This window comes from Neobacillus massiliamazoniensis (genome assembly GCF_001048695.1).
In the GTDB taxonomy this organism is placed as follows: Bacteria; Bacillota; Bacilli; order Bacillales; family Cytobacillaceae; genus Neobacillus; species Neobacillus massiliamazoniensis.
The window spans coordinates 610838-628319 of sequence record NZ_CVRB01000001.1 but is presented as its reverse complement, the minus strand read 5'-3'; the positions used below and the strand labels follow the sequence as shown (position 1 = coordinate 628319).

The window sequence follows — 17482 nt, the reverse complement described above, 5'->3', positions numbered from 1 at the left end:
TAAAAATTACTCCATTAGGGGATAGGTGAAGATGATCAAGAAAAGGATTCGCCATATTCAACGCTACCGAGACATTGTTTACGCCTTCACCAAATATGGATTTGGGTATGTCATGAAAGAATTGGGACTTCTTGACCTGTTGGCAGTTCCAAAGAGAATCTTTGTCGAAGGAAATGAGACGATTCATACGAGAACCACAGGTGAACGAATAAGGATGTTCTTGGAGGAGCTCGGACCTACTTTTGTAAAAATAGGTCAGATTGCTAGTACGAGACCTGATATCTTTCCACCTGAAGTCATTCACGAGCTTGTGAAGCTTCAGGACCGTGTGTCACTGTTTACTTTTGAGGATGTAAAAAGAATTATTGAAGAGGAATTAGCGGAACCTTTGGAGAACTCCTTCGCAGAATTTTGTGAAGTACCTTTAGCGGCTGCCTCAATTGGCCAAGTTCACACAGCGATTTTGCAGACAGGCGAACGGGTTGCTGTTAAGATTCAACGTCCTAATATTCGAAATGTAATTGAAACGGATTTAGAAATTCTTCAAGATTTGGTTAGGTTGGCGGAAAATCGTATAGATTGGGTAGAAAGATATCAAATTCGTGATGTGGTGGACGAATTTGCCAAATCTCTTCTGGAAGAATTGGATTTTAACAATGAAGGTCGCAATTCAGAAAAGATTGCCAAACAATTTAAAAATGATTCAACCATTGTAATTCCAAAAATTTATTGGGATTATACAACTTCGAAAATTTTGACCATGGAATTCATCGAAGGAACAAAATTAACTGAGATAGAAACCCTAGAACAGGATGGATATGACTGTAAAGTTTTAGGGGAAAGGGTTGTCAATGCCATTTTCCAGCAAATTTTAATCGCTGGCTTCTTTCATGGTGACCCCCACCCGGGAAATATTTTAGCACTTCCTGGGAATGTCATAGCTTTCATGGATTTCGGAATTGTTGGCCGGCTAACTACGGAAATGAAATCGCATGTTGCCTCATTTGTCATTGCCCTGATGCGCCAAAATACTGATGAGGTTGTTAGAGCGATTTCTAGAATGGGGTTGGTGCCGGACAATGTCAACCGCAAACAGTTAAGATCTGATGTTGAGCAGTTAAGGGAAAAGTATAGCAGTGTTCCCTTTAGTGAAATGAGTCTGGGGGAGGCGGTTACTGATTTATTTTCTGTCGCTTATCGGCATAGAATACAGATTCCAACCGATCTAACAATATTGGGGAAAACACTTCTCACGATCGAAGGATTTGTCAAAAAGCTCGATCCCGAATTAAGTATTATTAAAGTGGCTGAACCCTTTGGCCGGCAGTTATTAATGGAGCGAATGCATCCTAAATATGTTGCGGATAAGGTATGGAGTCAATTCAACGAATATGAGGAAATCCTTGAAGAGCTACCGGAGACGGTAAAAGATTTTACCTCCGTCATGAAAAAAGGAAAGATGAGAATTGAAATAACGACCCCGGAACTAGAAATCTTTTTGAAGAAAATAAATAAAATCAGTAATCGACTATCTTTTAGCATCGTCTTGCTATCGCTTAGTATCATTTTGGTTGGCCTTATCATTGGAACTACGATAGCAGGCCATCCATCTATCTTGTTGACCAAATTTCCGGCAGTTGAAATTGGATTCGGGATCGCAACAGTCGTGGTCCTCTGGCTACTATACTCTATCATTAAAACAGGTCGGTTTTGAAAAAAGAACCGCTGGTATACATACTCCATGTAACCAGCGGTTCTTTTTTGTGTCTTTTTTATGGTGCCTGACACCCAATAAGCGAGTTGTTAAACTTCAAACAATTTATTTTTCTCTTTCTTAGGGTTTTATGAAAAGTAAGAAATATTACGACAATATTCGTCCTAATTTTTCAAACTGTGTTATAGAGCTGATATTAAGTGGTCATTATTTTTGCTAGGGTTTTAAGGGTTTTTAATCATTTTCCACCTGAAGGACTACGTGTGTTTGTGGAAATTTGTCGAAAAGGAAAGATTTACAAATCCCATTTTTAATATAATAATTATATTAATATTCTAACTATTGGAATTAATATTGACTTTTTTAAAAATTGTGTGAATTTTCCTTTGATTGTCTTGAAGATTCCCAATAACTATGTTTAGATTAACCTACTAACTGGTTAGTTAAGGGGAATTTTAATGGAGTCCAACCACGATGATCCCGTATCTTACTACAAAAAATTAGAAGCAGAAATAAATAGGACAATCCATTCCAGTACGAATAGTCGAGAGTTTATATTAGCTTTTGGAAAGGCAATGGACTCTCATTTACGTCAAGCACGGATTCGGAGAAGATTTTCAACTAGATCATTAAACCGTTTAGACCTTCCCAATAAGGATGAAATAGCTACACTTTCTGTAAGAATCGTAGACTATGAGGAAAAGCTTGATTTGCTTGATGAGGCAATCTATGAACTGGGCAAAAAGCAGCAAGAAAATAGAGATTTATTAAAAAGAGTTCGAAAATCATCAGAAGAATTGCTAGCCATTTTGAAAGATGAAAATTTCTGAGTTACATATCCAGTAAAATAACCATCTGGAAAAGAGTTATTGGGTTTAAGGCAATTATTTAACATAAATTTAAATTATGGAGGAGAAAAATTATGTCTGAGAATAAGAAAAAAGAACAAGTAGTCGAAAACCAAGAAACCGAGGTTAGCCAAGAAGAGCAGCTATCCAGTTTAGATCTCGTTTGGAAATTTGGATTTGATCAGTTGGATGGATGGGCAGAACAGTTAAATCGAATGGATGACCTTTTCCTTGGAGCAGTATATAACTATGTGGACAGGGTTAAAAACAATCAGGAAAATTTAAAAGTGATTTCTGAGCAGTTTAACAAGGAGCTTAAGGACTGGGAAAAATCAGCACGAGAAGAATTACTTGTAACAACGACCACGCTGCAACGTTTTTTCCCTATTAATTCATATGAAGAAATCAATCAGGTAGTAGATGATATTCAAAATAAAACCACTACTTTATTATTAACGCCTGTTCAATCGTTAACGGGCGAACAAGGCCTTGATAATTATTTGGAAACAGTCGAGAAATATATTTCCTTTAGAAAAGAGAGCAGAGGAAAATTTATTGATAGTGTTAAAAACACAACTAATGTGTTATACGAAAATCAAAAATTATTTGTGAATCTATTTGCAAAGCAAGTGAAAACGGCCATTTTTCCATTTCAAAAGTATTTAAAGAACCTAACCGAGGTAACAAATTCATAACGAGGTGAAAGTAAATGGCAGATAAGACATCTTATGATCCATATGACACCTTGCATAAATTTAGTTTATTGTTGGAAAAACAAATGAATGATTTTATTTACCTTTGGAAGGAAAACAATGAATTTGTCAAAATGTCCAATTTTGGGTCGGAAATTCATTCCCGTTATCTAGAGACATTGAAAAAGAATCAGGAGGCACTAGCCAGTGTCCTAAATTTGCCAACAAAAAGTGACGTAACGAATGTGTCGAACCTAACCACTCAGGTGGAAGAAAAAATTGAAGCCCTTGAAGAGCAAATTTGGGGGCTTCATGATTCCATGAATGCTCAAAGCAAAGAGATTGAAAGTGTTGTAAAAGTCTCTAAGGAAATTATTAAACTAACAAAGCAATTAAAAACAGAGTTAGTAAAAACGAAAAAAGAGCAGGTCGATGCAAAGTCCTTGTATACAGAGCTTCAAGAAGTGAAATTGGAGCTAATGAAATTAAATGATTTTAGAGATGAATTTAACAGCTTTTTAAAAATGAACAAAACAGCTGAGCAAGAGTTGAGTAGTGGAAGTTACTCTAAATAATTTTTAATGGAGGGAGGAACGTGGCACCAGAAAAAAATCCCTCTTTTGATTTTGAAAAAGAAACAAACCGTTGGAAGAATATTGTGAATGTATTGATGGAACCTGAACCGAAGATAGGTCAGACTCCAAGAAATGAAGTATGGAAAAAGAACAAATCGGTATTATGGCATTACCCTGCTAAGCAGAAAAAGTATGAAATCCCATTATTTTTTGTATACTCGTTATTTAATAAATCATACATTTTAGATATAGCCCCAAAGACTAGTGTCATAGAGGGTTTAACGAATTTGGGTTATGAAGTGTATCTATTAGATTGGGGTATACCAGGGTATGAGGATAAAAAAATTGGTCTTGATACATATATAGAGAAATATTTAAGAACCGCCGTTAAGCGGGCAATTCGCCATTCTGGAGCGGACGAAATCACATTAATTGGGTATTGCTTAGGTGGGACAATCGCTTCCATCTATGCAGCGATTGCAGAAGAGCCGATTAAAAATTTGGTTGTTGCTACTGTTCCAATTGATTTCCAACCATTTATTGGACCTGATAAATGGGCAGAAGGCTTGAGAAATGGCGATGTTAACATTGACCAATTTATCGATGTATATGGAAATGTCCCACCGCAATTTGTGGCAGGTATGTTCAGGGCAATGGGATCACCTATTTATTTTACGCATTATACGACGCTTCTGCATCGAGCGGATGATTCCACTTATGTAGAGAAGTGGAGGCGGATGAATAAATGGACCCTTGACCAAGTTCCTTTTGCCGGTGAGGCTTTTCGACAATTAGCTAAAGACCTATTTATAGGTAACAAGCTAGTTAAAGGGGAATTGTGGATTGGTAATAAAAGGGCCGATTTAAAAAATATTAAGGCCAATTTATATGTGATTTCAGGTTCTAGAGATAATTTGGTTTTAGAAGAACAGAGTAAGCCTATAATGGATTTAGTATCGAGTGAGGATAAAACGTATACCGTTGTGGAATCAGGGCATGTTGGTTTAGCCTTATCCGGATTGTTATCGAAAATTGTGAATCAATGGGCTGCAAGTCGTTCAAATCCACTTTAAAATGATCGTGAAAAAAGTATGAAGGGAAGGGAATGCTCCTTCCCTTTTAACTTGCTGTTTTGTGTTTATTTAAAAAGCTGCGAAGGGCTTGGTTGAAATCCTCCTTCACTTCTAATTTGGCAATATGGCCGCTGTTTCTAAAAATAACTAATTCGGAATGGCGAATTTGTTTGTGCATTAAGTATTGAATCCATACAGGAGTGACTGAATCATATAGTCCTCCAATGATTAAGGTTGGGACATTAATCTTAGAAAGTAAAAGAATATTATTGACCTTAAGACATGCTTCCATCGATTTGAAATAAAATTCTCTGTTTGGCCGGTAAAATTGATAAAACATTTCGAGATTTTCTTTTGACCAAGAATAAAGGCAAACCTTTGCTGCCTTTTCTTTAAGATCTTTTGGAATTTTATTTTCTCCGCAGGTTTTTCTATATTTTAAAAAGAACCTTCCCAACCTATTTGGAGCATAATGGGAAGTGCTGACAAGCATTAATGAACGGCACATTTCCGGAGTCTGACGATAAATTTCTTGGGCGACCATTCCTCCCATCGACAATCCACAAATATGAGCACTTTTAATACCAAGGTCTTTCAACAGGCTAATCACATCATGAGCGAAATTTTTTATGGAGATTTCTCCAGAAGAAAGGTACTCTCCATGACCACGTAAATCAGGAATAATCAGATCATACTGGTCGGCAAATTCAAATTGATTTGACCATCCCTCTTTTACTTCTCCAAGGCCGTGAATAAAAACTAATGGTTCGCCCTTGCCAAATCGTAAATAAGGAATCCCATTACAGCTTTTGAATGATTGCCTCAACACCCATCCCTCCGAGTAGTTATTTTGTATAACCATTTTTCCATAAAATAGAGCTTTCAGATATCGGAAAATTCTGATTATTATATAATATACAATCGTTTTTTCAAATATTACCCCTATATGTAAATTACACATAAGAGAGAGCAAATTGGGGATGCTAAAAACCTTTAAAAAATGAAGACTAAAAAACCCTTTGTAACAATGCTCCATATCGTTACAAAGGGTTATTTTAATCATCCGATTGTGGTGTCAGGCACCCACTTTAGTGAGGAAGCTGCGAAGTACTTTGTTGAATGCGTCTTTTGCTTCCAGTTTTGTAAAGTGTCCTGAATTTCTGAATATGACAAATTCTGAGTGGGGGATTTGTTTGTGCATATGGTGTTGGATCCAAACGGGCAAAATTGAATCATATTGGCCTCCAATAATTAATGTTGGAACTTTTATTTTTGGAAGTAAGCATAGGTTATTGACTTCAATACATGCTTCCAAGGATTTCAGAAAATAGTCCTTATTTGGCTTGTAAAATTGATAAAACCAGTCAATGTTTTCCTTTTTCCAAGAATAAAGGCAAATACGAGCTGCTAATTCCTTTTGGATATATGGAAGATTAGAATTTAATCCGCCTCTTTGGTATTTAAAAAAAATTTTTCCTAAACTTTTTGGCATAAAGTGAAAGGTACTGACGAGAATTAGCGAGCGGCACATTTTAGGGGCTTGACGATAAATTTCTTGAGCTACTGCTCCACCCATTGATAAACCACAAATGTGTGCGCTTTCAATTCCAAGTTCCGTCAATAATTGAATAATGTCACGAGCAAAATTGGGGATCGAAATCTCCCCATCCGTTAAATATTCCCCGTGCCCTCTTAAATCAGGAATAATCAAATCATACTGGTCGGCAAATTCAAATTGATTGGCCCAACTCTCCTTTACTTCTCCAAGACCATGAATAAATACTAATGGATCACCCACACCAAGACGTAAAAATGGAATTCCACTACAAGTTTTTGATAATGCCGTCAAGATAAACTCCTCCAGAAACTTATATATAATAAACTATGTTTGCCTAATTTATTGTGTTTAAACATTTAAAAAAATAAGAATTTATTATATGGTGGAATTTTCCTGAAAAAATTTTCAGGTATCAAGTTAACATAACATGTGGTGTCAGGCACCAAATTTTTTTCATATGACATTTATCATGTTTTGTATATGACAGGTATGTCTGCCACTATTTTGTTCTTTCATCTATAATTTCGGTAGTTTATATGAGGAAGTGAATGTCAAAATGAATAAAGAATTGCAAAAAAACTTACGGAATCAAGTGGCTCCCTATGAAAAATCTAATACGATGAAAAGTATCTGGCAGTTGATTAATTCGATTGTGCCGTTTATTTTTTTATGGTTTCTTTGCTTTAAGAGCTTGTCCATTTCCTATTTTTTAACCTTGGGGCTAGCAGTATTAGCAGGTGGATTTTTAGTTCGGATCTTTATTATTTTTCATGACTGCTGCCATCACTCTTTTTTTAAAAATCGCCGGGCAAATAAAATTGTTGGAACCATCACGGGAATTATAACGTTGTTTCCATATAATCGCTGGCAGCATGAGCATTCCGTTCATCATGCAACAAGTAGTAACTTAGATAAGCGCGGCACCGGTGACCTTTGGATGCTTACACTTGATGAATATAAAGCTGCATCCTTTTGGAAACGCTTAGCATATCGTCTATATCGTAATCCGTTTATTATGTTTGGCGTAGGTCCAATTTATGTTTTTCTACTTCAAAATCGTTTTAACAGAAAAGCAGCGAGACTGAAGGAACGCCTAAATACCTATCTTACAAATATTTCAATTTTAGCTTTGTACTGGCTGCTCTGTTGGGAGATTGGCTGGCAGTCCTTCCTTTTAGTTGAAGGTCCGATTTTTTTAATCTCTGGCTCTATTGGAATCTGGCTTTTTTACGTACAGCACACTTTTGAAGATTCTTATTTTGAAGAAGATGCTGAGTGGGAATACGTGAAAGCAGCCGTGGAAGGGAGTTCTTATTATAAGCTACCAAAGCTGCTCCAATGGTTGACGGGAAATATCGGCTACCATCATATTCATCATTTGAGCCCAAGGGTTCCAAATTATAAACTTGAGGAAGTTCACAATAATACGCTCCCATTACAGAACGTACCAACCGTTACCTTGACAACAAGTATTAGTTCGTTGAAATTCCACCTTTGGGACGAGGCTCGAAAAAAATTTATTGGATTTAAAGATGTTTCAAACTGATATGTAGCACCCATAAATGGTAAAATAAAAAGTATGAAATGAAGGGTAAAAGAGGGTTCATTATGATTAAAAGGTATTTTACATTCGAGAAAAATAACGGGATTGCTCCATATCTTTGGACCGTTCTTTGTATCTTACCGTTTTATTTTATTTTCCAATCTCGTTCAACGATTGAAATAATTGCCGGGATTCTCGTTACCTTAATATTTTTTATTCTGTATCGAATTGCCTTTATTTCTAAAGGTTGGCCGGTCTATTTGTGGACGTTGATTCTGATTGCCCTTTCCATTACAGCGACCAGCCTTTTTAGCTACGTATATTTTGCTTTTTTTCTTGCCTATTTTATTGGGAATATAAAAGAACGTATTCCTTTTCTTATCTTGTATTTTATCCATTTAATTAGCACTTCGATTTCAATTAACTTCAGTTTCGTCATGCAGAAAGAGTTATTTTTAAAGCAATTGCCTTTCGTGATAGTCATTTGGATTAGTGTCATCCTTCTTCCGTTTAGTATCTTTAATCGGAAGGAGAGAGGGCAGCTTGAGGAGAAGCTTGAGGATGCCAATAAGCGCATTGCAGAGCTTGTCAAGCTGGAAGAGCGGCAGCGGATTGCCCGTGACCTTCATGATACCCTTGGACAAAAGCTTTCACTTATTGGTTTGAAAACGGATTTGGCAAGGAAATTAATTTCGAAAGATCAAGAGCAGGCTCGCAATGAATTAAAGGATGTTCAGCAGACTGCTAGAACAGCATTAAGTGAAGTAAGAAAAATTGTATCTTCTATGCGTGGAGTTCGTTTGCATGAAGAACTCTTACGCGTAAAACAAATTTTAAAGGCTGCCCAAATTAACTTTACCGTTGCAAAAGAATTTTCACTTGAGAATGTTTCCTTGTTAACAGAGAATATTTTAAGTATGTGTATGAAAGAAGCAGTAAATAATGTAGTAAAACATAGTGGGGCCACCAATTGTTTTATCTCAATTGAACAAACATGGAAGGAAATCGTATTGACTATTCACGATGACGGAATTTTTAAGGGTTCAAGGGAAGTTGCTACTGAGGGAAATGGATTAATTGGAATGAAAGAGCGACTTGAATTTATTAACGGAAGCCTTGATCTTTCTTTAAAGGAAGGAACGACGTTGACGATTAGGGTGCCAAATGATGTGAAGCCGAGATAAAAGGGGAGCGGTGGAATGATAAAAATTGTAATTGCAGAAGATCAGCAAATGCTTTTGGGTGCATTTGGGTCGCTTTTAAATTTAGAAGATGATATGGAAGTGGTGGGCAAAGCTGCGAATGGAGAAGAAGCCATTGCTCTTGTAAAAAAATTCAAACCAGATGTCTGTATCATGGATATTGAAATGCCGGGAAAAAGCGGACTTGAAGCGGCTGAAGAGATTAAGGAACTTGACTGTAAAGTAATTATTTTAACTACCTTCGCTCGAACTGGCTATTTTCAGCGGGCATTAAAAGCAGGTGTAAGGGGCTATTTGCTCAAAGATAGTCCAAGTGAAGAGCTTGCCAGTTCCATTCGTAGTGTGATGTCAGGCAGACGAATTTATGCACCAGAACTTATGGACGATGTGTTTGGTGAAGAAAATCCTCTTACTGACAGGGAAATAGAAGTACTTGAACTTGTTGCGGATGGAAAAAACACCCAAGAGATAGCTGATGAACTCAAGCTAAAAACAGGAACAGTGCGAAACTATATCTCAACTATATTAGACAAGCTGAACGTCAAAAACCGAATTGAAGCTATCACCCAATCCAAAGAAAAAGGATGGTTTAAATAGTATTGCCACTTTTTATGGTGCCTGACACCATTCTCGAATGTACTGGTAAATTTCAGTTGGGCGTTCTTCAGGGACTGCGTGGCCGGTTTCTTTTAATACAATGAGCTTTGAATTGGTTAAGTCTTTGTTTAGTTTTTCCCCGATATGGAGTGGTATTGATTTGTCATGGTCACCCCATAGTAATAGGCATGGTGTTTTGATTTGATTAAGTACTTTAGGAGGCAGGTCATCCTCACGGTGGCGAATCATCCTAGTCAGGGCTACGAAAATTTCATTCTGTAAGAAGGGCTGTAAATATCCATTTATCATGTCTTCATTAATTAAGTCGTGATTATAGAGGGTTTCTTGAAGATTTTTCTTTACTCCAGTCCTAGCAAACCAATATTTCACAATATGATGGAAATATGGAATGTAACTTAATAAAATAAGCGGTAGTTTTGATCGTTTTAAATAGGAGGAGGTACAAACCAAGATGGCCTCGTCAGCAAGCTCCGGCACCATATGGAGGATATTTAGAACAATTTGCCCGCCCATCGAATGACCAATGAAGGTCATTTTTTTTAACTTGAAATATTCAGTCAGCTTGATCACGGTTTGAGCTAAATTCTTATAGGAATAGGTGTAATGATGGCTCTTTCCACTTTTTCCGAAAGGTGGAAGGTCGATAGACAATACTTGGTAATCCTTTTTCAACAATGGAATCAAATGGCGATATGTAAAAGTAGAAGAAAGAAAACCGTGTATTAGGACAATCGTTTTTTCAGATGCTTTGTTTGGATAATATTCATAATAAACATCGATTCCATTAATTGGTTGATGTCCAATAGATGCGGCTTGTTCCATTTGCCACTGCCTCCTCATGTTCAAAATTGTTGAATTTAATGTTCCCCAAAAAATACTACCTACACCCCTCAGTGAAAAAGTCAAAATAATAAAAATAACAGCTTGAGTTATGATAGACTGCACAGAAGTAAAAAAATATTATAATTTTCAAAATAAAATGTTTGAATTTTTAAAAAATTAACTGTATAATAATAAAAAACTATAAGGAGTTGATTTCCGATGGAAAAGAAATTACTTAATTCACCCCAACAGCCACATGATTACACAGATTCTGAAATTGCTGAGATGGTATTAAAGCATGCCTTTCTCCAGTTTAAAAGGGAGAAAATCCTAAAGGAAATCGACCACACTCTTCAAGAAGGAAATAAGTCATTATTTCTTCAGCTAACAGAAGAATTAAGAAAGATTTCTTAAATTAATACTAACATCCTACCTTTCCAAAAGAGGATGTCTCAAACAAAGTGTCAGATCCTTCAACCTACAATATATAGCAGTACATTGCAAAATAGGCAGCTATATATTAAGAGGGGTCAGCCACTTTAGGGGCATCCTCTTTCTTTTGTCCACTGGATTTACTGCATTTATTCCCATATTCATTTGTCAAACTACCTTTAACATTTCCTTCAATTTCTTTATAATGAAAATTAACCAAAAATTAGTGTCCGCGCCAGGTGTACAATTGTCTTTTAGTGGTGCCTGACACCCAATTTTTTTTGAAGAGGTGAATGTTGTTGCGTGAGAGGATTTTGGAGGAGATTTGCAGGATTGAGGATGTATATGATGTGAAGGTTTGTTTTGCGGTGGAGTCGGGTAGCAGGGCTTGGGGGTTGCCTTCGAAGGATAGTGATTATGATGTTCGATTTATTTATTTGCACCGAAGGGATTGGTATTTGTCGATTGATGAGAAAAGGGACGTTATTGAGCTCCCTATCAGTGACCTTCTTGATATAAATGGCTGGGATGTGAGAAAGGCACTTAAGCTGTTTCGGAAATCGAATCCGCCCTTAATGGAGTGGCTCCATTCAGGGATCGTATATTACAAGGCATTTTCATTAGTGGATAAAATGAAAGCTATTCAAGATAACGTGTTTATCCCAAAGTCAGCTCTCTATCATTATTTGCATATGGCAACGGGAAATTACCGCAACTATCTTCAGGCCGAGCAAGTAAAAATAAAGAAATACTTTTATGTGCTTAGGCCGATATTAGCCTGCAACTGGATTGAAAAATATAACAAGGTTCCGCCAATCATATTTCAGGAATTGGTAGATGATATTCTTCCAAATGGATTATTAAAAAAAGAAATCCTTACGCTTTTAGAAAGAAAAATTAACGGTGAGGAGCTAAACCGAGAATCCCGAATACCAGTTATTAACGAGTTCGTAGAGAATGAAATAAACCGACTCCAGGAATATCTCAAAACAATAGAAGTAAAGAAAGAAGATGCTACCCCACAATTAGACCTTATATTTAGACAAACATTGGACGAGGTTTGGTCTTGACCTTCTATTTCATCATTTATTAAAAGTTACTTCTATCTATCAATTGCATTGCATAACTTTTGATAGAAGGAGGTAACGGACTATGAAAAAAAATAACCAATTTAGTTTAATCGTACAAGTCAATGGGGCAATGATTTCAGTTATCTTGGTTTTTATATTAATTTCGAGCATCACCACTTTTTTGTCTGTGAGTATGACTTCTGATACTGTGGGACAAGTCCTTGAAACTTCGGATTTAAATAAATTATTCTTGTATTTCTTCGGGACAGAGAATATGTATTTTACACAGAATAACAAGGAAGTTAAAGATATTCCACTAACAAAAGTCGGCTTTCAAATTGCGACCAATCTAAAAATAAATGATGCGAAAACGTTCTTTGAGAGAGAACTCCCTGGTTTCTCTGAATTTAATACCAATATTCAAGTGGCAGGACAAGGGACGGATATTACCACCGTGCCAATAGAATCATCGCCTCCGATGGAATTATTATTAAAACAGAAAGATGCCGTTCCAAGCGACGGAAATCAAACACCGCCTTCTAATCAGACCACTGATGGGAAGAAAATAGTCTATATATATCATACGCATAGCTGGGAATCTTATCTTCCACTGCTGCAACAGGCTTCCACTCCAGACGATGCAGTAAGTTCAAATAATGCCTTAAACGTGGTTGGTGTTGGTGATATGCTAGTAAAGGACCTAGCTGCTAAAGGGATTGGCTCAGAGCATAGTACAATTGATGCCGCCGAGAAGCTTCATGAAAAAGGATGGACATCGAATAATGCCTATCAATATTCAAGGGGGCTTGTTCAAGAGGCTTTGGCAACTGACCAAGATTTAAAATTCATGATTGATATTCATCGAGATTCGCAAAGAAAGACATTAACGACAACAACAATTGATCAAAAAAGCTATGCTAGGTTGGATTTTATTGTTGGTGAAGCAAATCCAAATTTTAAACAGAATCTTCAGCTGGCAAAAGATCTTCATGCTTTAGCTGAAAAAAAATATCCCGGCTTAAGCCGCGGGATCTTTTCGAAAAATAAGAGTACGGGAAATGGGGTTTATAATCAAGATCTCTCACCAAGAGCGATTTTAATAGAAGTAGGCGGGGTTGATAATAACTTAGAAGAACTACAAAATGCGATGGAAGCGTTCGCGGATATCTTAAGTGAATACTATTGGGAAAAGAAAAACGCAAAGGCATTTTAATAAAAGGCTGTGTTAAAGGTCATTGTTGATTTTTGAAACTATGTTGATTGGAGCGGAAGGCGCGAGATCCTCGAAAAGCTATCGCATTTCCTTCGTGCGGTGTGGATTCAAGGATGCTAATTCAACGTCCTGCGGGAGTACGGGGCAGGGGAGGCTCCCCGGAACGCCCGCGGATGCTCGCTTCTTGAGCGTAAATCAACAGGCAAGTTTAACACAGCCTAATAAAAAACGGATGTAAGGATGTCCCAAACAAAGTGTTGGGACAACCTCATTATCCGTTATTCGCCTTCCAATTTAACTACTTTTTTCTACCATATAGCCCCATTGATCGGAATCAATGACCTTTAAATGGTTTGAACTAATTAATTGCTGACTAAACAATTTTTTCGGTACTAAAAGCAAGTCCTTATCTTTCTGTAAGAATTGCTCAAAATCCCCATTGTTGACATGTAAATTATCAGATAGCTCTGCGGTCAATACATCACTTTGTGCCCAGCTTACCTTTTTTGATGGCTGGTAAATATATAAGCTGTCACCTTCTGTACTTTTCTTATTCGTTATCATTTCAATTAAACTTAGCTTATTGTTGGTTGGCGGATTGTTTAAATAGGTGCAAATTTCTATCTCGTAAAAAATAGATACAGAAAGAATGGCTCCGACCAAAATAACTTTTGTAATCCACTTTCCTTTTAAGATTAATTTACTAGCTAGGGCTCCCGTAATGATTGCTAAAGCGGGATATATCGGCAATATATACCATCTTACTTTTGTTTTTGCAAAAGTAAAAAGGATAAATGGTATCAAAACCCACAAACATAAACCAATTAACTCATTCCTTTTCTCAGAAGCAATGATCTTTTTAAATGGAAAATTTCGATTGAAAAGAAATAATAAGCCTAATATGCAAATGACATAAATCCAATTGATGAAATACCTGGATATGATTGAAACATAATAAAAAACTCCACCTATATGCCCCTCAATAGGAGTAGATGACCTATGCAATAAGTCATACATGATCATCCCTTTAAAAAATGTTACACCATCATACTGGTAGCGAATGAATCCCCAGATAAGAATGGGTAGAATCATACATATTCCTAATGAAATCCAGTTTCTAAGAGTTAGAAGTTTATATTTACCAGTTAAAAAGAGATAAAGCCCAATTATGATTGCAATATTGCCAGCATGCCAGCTTTTTGTTAAAAACGCGAATGCAAATGCCAGTCCTGAAACATATAGCAATATATTATTTTGCTCCCATAAAAGTAGTGATAATATTGCAATGGTAAATAGAAAAATAAAAAGAGAATCTGCATCTCCTGTTCTTGCACTATGATTGGTAATATATTGTGTAGATGTCAACAGAACAACCGTTGAAATAATGGATGCTAATTTTCCGTGCTTTTTGTATCCATATGCTGCGACCATTATAATGGTCAGAAATGCAAAAATGGCTGAAAAAATTCTCAATCCAAGTGCATTGAAACCTGCGATCTTATATCCTGCAATAATTGTCCAAAAACTAAGGGGAGGCTTTAAATTCCAATAATCCGGATTACCTCTATACGTATTTACTATATAGTTATGATTTCTAACCATCTCATACGCACTTACTCCGTGCCTAGCCTCATCCCAACTGTAAATAGGAAATTTCCCTAATTGATAAAAGAGGTTAAATGCAGCTATAGCTAACAAAATTAGCATGACAGAAAAATAAATGATATGAGATTTATTATGATGTAAACGATCCATAAGCGACTCCTTTTTTCCACGTTGTTACGATTTTATTTCCTTATTAATGCATCCCTCTATTATAAAAGAAAATACTATTAAATTTTACAAGTCTCAATGATTTTATATATAAAAATAATGTTATAAAAATATTAAATAATTATTAAGAAGAAAATTTTTATTAAAAATGACGATAAAACTCCTTTATGGGGATCAGGTCGAAAAAGGGGTTTGAGTGGTATTATGTTGGCTTTTTTGATACGATAAAAAAGTCTGTGAAGTATCTCTTCCCAAGCTTACTCTTATAGAGTTGGATAATTCTCGGAGTTAAATGATAAAAATTTTTATACTATTAAAAAGCAACAAAACACCTATGTCCAACTTTTTTTGGAAAAAGATTAAGAATTGTAATAAGAATCGAGGAAATTATGGTTAAAGCGACATTGTTCAAACGAGAAAAGACATATATAGTTATTGCACTTATAATCATTGCTATTTGGGTTGCACCTTACTTTATACTTGGACAAAACGCACATATGAGAATTTTAGACAATTTAGATTCCAATGTTGCTTGGTACAAGGTGCTAAATGATAGTGGTCAGCTCTTTGGTTCTATCAATGCGAATATTCCCCAAATCATTAATGGCCATTTATCGCGAAATGCGTTTTACTCTCAATATTATGGGATTGTTGAATTATTCCGGTTTTTCCCGGCAGAAATCGCCTATGGACTGAATCAAGCGATTTGTCGCTTTATCGCCTTTTTGGGAATGTATTTATTATTAAAAAAATATGTGATAAAAGAAGAAAATCAAGGGATCATTCGGATTGGCGCTGCCTTAACCTTTGCCTTGACTCCTTTTTGGGCCAATGGGATGTTAAGTACGTTAGGAATGCCACTCGCTTTATGGGCTTTTTTAAATATTCAAAAGGGTGAACAAACCTGGGTTAGTCTCATTACTTTAACTCTTTTGCCTTTTTATTCAACATTTATGCTAGGCTTTTTCTTTTTTTTAAGTGCAATGGGGGTCTATTGGCTTATTGCTATGATCAAAACGAAAAAGCCACAATGGCGTCTATTCTTTTCGATTGCTTACATGACCATAATTTATTTAGCGATTGAATATCGGGAACTTGCATCGCTAATTTTCAGCCACGAGAAAACTAATCGAACAGAGTTTATGGAATCAACGAATAACTTAGCAGAAACGATCCGGTTAATTTTTAAAAATTATATTCAGGGACACTATCAGGATCAAACTGTATATCAGTATGTGATCTTGCCAACTTCTATTATTGCTCTTATTGTTGTCATACTTAAAAAAACCTGGAAGCAAGAAAAACTATTTTTGGGACTCCATCTAGCTAACTTCTTATTATCAGTCTGGTATGCCTTTTGGTTTTATGAGGGCTGGGTGCCGTTGAAGCAAAAATTTAGCATTTTAAATACCTTTAATTTTTCCCGCTATCATTATTTAAGGCCAATGATTATTTATGTTTTATTTGCGGTCTCATTGCAAATATTGTGGCGCTTAAATAAAAAATGGCGGATGCTAGCCATTCTACTGGTTGTTTTACAAATAGGTTTCCTCATACCAACAAATGAACAAATTGCGTATCGGGATTCACCTTCATTCGGCCAGTTTTATGCAGTAAATGAATTTAATGACATCAAAAAGTTTATCGGAAAACCTGTTCAAGACTATCGGGTGGTCAGCATTGGGATCCATCCAGCGGTTGCACAATACAACGGGATGTATACCTTAGACACTTATAACAATTTTTATCCTTTGTCCTATAAGCATCAATTTCGAAAAATAATTGCACCGGAACTGGATAAAGATAGCACCTTAAAAAGCTATTTTGATAACTGGGGCGGACGCTGCTATATTTTTTCTAGTGAATTAGGCGAGCATTACCTCTTTTCCAAAGACACAACAAAGGTTATTCACCACTTGGATATTAATACCGAAGCCTTAAAGCAAATGGGCGGTGATTATATCCTTTCTGCTGTGCCAATCTTAAATGCTAAGGAAGAGCACCTGGATTTACAAAAGGTTTTTGATTCGAAGGATGCATATTGGCGAATCTATTTATATAAAGTAATGTAATCATCGAAAGGGGGGACTTGTAATAAAGTCCTTCTTTTTTTGTTGGCTGTGTTAAACTTACCTGTTGATTTGCGCTCAAGAAGCGAGCATCCGCGGGTGTTCCGGTGAGCCTCCTCGGCGCTTAAGCGCCTGTGGGGTCTCCCCTGCCCCGTACTCCCGCAGGACGTTGAATAAGCATCTTTGAATCTACACCGTACGAAGGAATGCGATAGCATTTTCGAGGATCTCGCACCTTCCGCTCCAATCAACATAGTTTCAAAAATCAACAATGACCTTT

At 36.4% G+C, this 17482-nt stretch carries 16 protein-coding genes; 12 read left to right on the top strand and 4 right to left on the bottom strand.

Features of this window, described 5'->3' with window-relative positions; all coding sequences use genetic code 11:
* Positions 1-31: 31 nt before the first annotated feature.
* From BN1082_RS03090 to BN1082_RS03070, 5 genes are all read left to right on the top strand, one after another.
* Positions 32-1714 carry an ABC1 kinase family protein gene (locus BN1082_RS03090; RefSeq protein WP_090630701.1) on the top strand — a complete coding sequence of 561 codons (1683 nt, stop codon included), beginning with the start codon at positions 32-34 and terminating at the stop codon, positions 1712-1714.
* Between the two features lie 458 nt (positions 1715-2172).
* Positions 2173-2544, top strand: coding sequence for a hypothetical protein (locus BN1082_RS03085; protein ID WP_090630699.1), 372 nt, complete (start codon positions 2173-2175; stop codon positions 2542-2544).
* A gap of 92 nt (positions 2545-2636) precedes the next feature.
* On the top strand, positions 2637-3257 hold the full coding sequence (locus tag BN1082_RS03080; protein WP_090630696.1) for a hypothetical protein: 621 nt from the start codon (positions 2637-2639) through the stop codon (positions 3255-3257).
* Between the two features lie 14 nt (positions 3258-3271).
* On the top strand, positions 3272-3829 hold the full coding sequence (locus BN1082_RS03075; protein WP_090630693.1) for a polyhydroxyalkanoate biosynthesis repressor PhaR: 558 nt from the start codon (positions 3272-3274) through the stop codon (positions 3827-3829).
* A 20-nt stretch (positions 3830-3849) separates the two neighbouring features.
* Positions 3850-4902, top strand: coding sequence for an alpha/beta fold hydrolase (locus BN1082_RS03070; RefSeq protein ID WP_245640291.1), 1053 nt, complete (start codon positions 3850-3852; stop codon positions 4900-4902).
* 46 nt (positions 4903-4948) lie between these two features.
* On the opposite strand, the gene BN1082_RS03065 is transcribed toward BN1082_RS03070, so the two are convergent.
* The gene (locus BN1082_RS03065; protein WP_090630690.1) at positions 4949-5728 is read right to left on the bottom strand and encodes an alpha/beta fold hydrolase; all 780 of its coding nucleotides are present in this window, start codon (positions 5726-5728) and stop codon (positions 4949-4951) included.
* Positions 5729-5977: 249 nt separating this feature from the next.
* Entirely contained in the window at positions 5978-6751 is a 774-nt protein-coding gene (locus BN1082_RS03060; RefSeq protein ID WP_090630687.1) for an alpha/beta fold hydrolase, read from the bottom strand.
* 265 nt (positions 6752-7016) lie between these two features.
* Here BN1082_RS03060 and desA point away from each other — a divergent pair, with 265 nt between their 5' ends.
* From desA to BN1082_RS03045, 3 genes are all read left to right on the top strand, one after another.
* Entirely contained in the window at positions 7017-8006 is a 990-nt protein-coding gene (gene desA / locus BN1082_RS03055; RefSeq protein WP_090630684.1) for a Delta(5) desaturase DesA, read from the top strand.
* A gap of 62 nt (positions 8007-8068) precedes the next feature.
* Positions 8069-9187, top strand: a complete 1119-nt coding sequence (locus BN1082_RS03050; protein WP_090630681.1) for a sensor histidine kinase — start codon at positions 8069-8071, stop codon at positions 9185-9187.
* A gap of 15 nt (positions 9188-9202) precedes the next feature.
* The gene (locus BN1082_RS03045) at positions 9203-9802 is read left to right on the top strand and encodes a response regulator transcription factor (protein ID WP_090630678.1); all 600 of its coding nucleotides are present in this window, start codon (positions 9203-9205) and stop codon (positions 9800-9802) included.
* 12 nt (positions 9803-9814) lie between these two features.
* Here the strand turns inward: BN1082_RS03045 and BN1082_RS03040 are convergent, their stop codons facing one another.
* Positions 9815-10645, bottom strand: a complete 831-nt coding sequence (locus BN1082_RS03040) for an alpha/beta fold hydrolase (RefSeq protein WP_090630675.1) — start codon at positions 10643-10645, stop codon at positions 9815-9817.
* 219 nt (positions 10646-10864) lie between these two features.
* On the opposite strand from BN1082_RS03040, the gene BN1082_RS03035 reads away from it, so the two are divergent.
* From BN1082_RS03035 to spoIIP, 3 genes are all read left to right on the top strand, one after another.
* Positions 10865-11059, top strand: a complete 195-nt coding sequence (locus tag BN1082_RS03035) for an IDEAL domain-containing protein (RefSeq protein WP_090630672.1) — start codon at positions 10865-10867, stop codon at positions 11057-11059.
* 317 nt (positions 11060-11376) lie between these two features.
* Entirely contained in the window at positions 11377-12147 is a 771-nt protein-coding gene (locus tag BN1082_RS03030) for a nucleotidyltransferase domain-containing protein (RefSeq protein ID WP_090630669.1), read from the top strand.
* 82 nt (positions 12148-12229) lie between these two features.
* Positions 12230-13360, top strand: coding sequence for a stage II sporulation protein P (gene spoIIP / locus BN1082_RS03025; protein WP_090630665.1), 1131 nt, complete (start codon positions 12230-12232; stop codon positions 13358-13360).
* A gap of 294 nt (positions 13361-13654) precedes the next feature.
* Here spoIIP and BN1082_RS03020 read toward each other — a convergent pair whose 3' ends face one another.
* Positions 13655-15115 (bottom strand): ArnT family glycosyltransferase, encoded by a 1461-nt coding sequence (locus tag BN1082_RS03020; RefSeq protein ID WP_090630662.1) that lies wholly within the window; start codon positions 15113-15115, stop codon positions 13655-13657.
* 407 nt (positions 15116-15522) lie between these two features.
* Here BN1082_RS03020 and BN1082_RS03015 point away from each other — a divergent pair, with 407 nt between their 5' ends.
* Entirely contained in the window at positions 15523-17205 is a 1683-nt protein-coding gene (locus BN1082_RS03015; protein WP_090630659.1) for a DUF6044 family protein, read from the top strand.
* Positions 17206-17482: the final 277 nt, after the last annotated feature.

Excerpts from the sequence above, each read along its gene's own strand:
- desA (WP_090630684.1), top strand. The coding sequence starts at position 7,017 with ATGAATAAAGAATTGCAAAAAAACTTACGGAATCAAGTGGCTCCCTAT.
- spoIIP (WP_090630665.1), top strand. The coding sequence starts at position 12,230 with ATGAAAAAAAATAACCAATTTAGTTTAATCGTACAAGTCAATGGGGCA.
- BN1082_RS03075 (WP_090630693.1), top strand. The coding sequence starts at position 3,272 with ATGGCAGATAAGACATCTTATGATCCATATGACACCTTGCATAAATTT.
- BN1082_RS03050 (WP_090630681.1), top strand. The coding sequence starts at position 8,069 with ATGATTAAAAGGTATTTTACATTCGAGAAAAATAACGGGATTGCTCCA.
- BN1082_RS03015 (WP_090630659.1), top strand. The coding sequence starts at position 15,523 with ATGGTTAAAGCGACATTGTTCAAACGAGAAAAGACATATATAGTTATT.
- BN1082_RS03090 (WP_090630701.1), top strand. The coding sequence starts at position 32 with ATGATCAAGAAAAGGATTCGCCATATTCAACGCTACCGAGACATTGTT.
- BN1082_RS03035 (WP_090630672.1), top strand. The coding sequence starts at position 10,865 with ATGGAAAAGAAATTACTTAATTCACCCCAACAGCCACATGATTACACA.
- BN1082_RS03040 (WP_090630675.1), bottom strand. The coding sequence starts at position 10,645 with ATGGAACAAGCCGCATCTATTGGACATCAACCAATTAATGGAATCGAT.
- BN1082_RS03020 (WP_090630662.1), bottom strand. The coding sequence starts at position 15,115 with ATGGATCGTTTACATCATAATAAATCTCATATCATTTATTTTTCTGTC.
- BN1082_RS03085 (WP_090630699.1), top strand. The coding sequence starts at position 2,173 with ATGGAGTCCAACCACGATGATCCCGTATCTTACTACAAAAAATTAGAA.
- BN1082_RS03045 (WP_090630678.1), top strand. The coding sequence starts at position 9,203 with ATGATAAAAATTGTAATTGCAGAAGATCAGCAAATGCTTTTGGGTGCA.
- BN1082_RS03080 (WP_090630696.1), top strand. The coding sequence starts at position 2,637 with ATGTCTGAGAATAAGAAAAAAGAACAAGTAGTCGAAAACCAAGAAACC.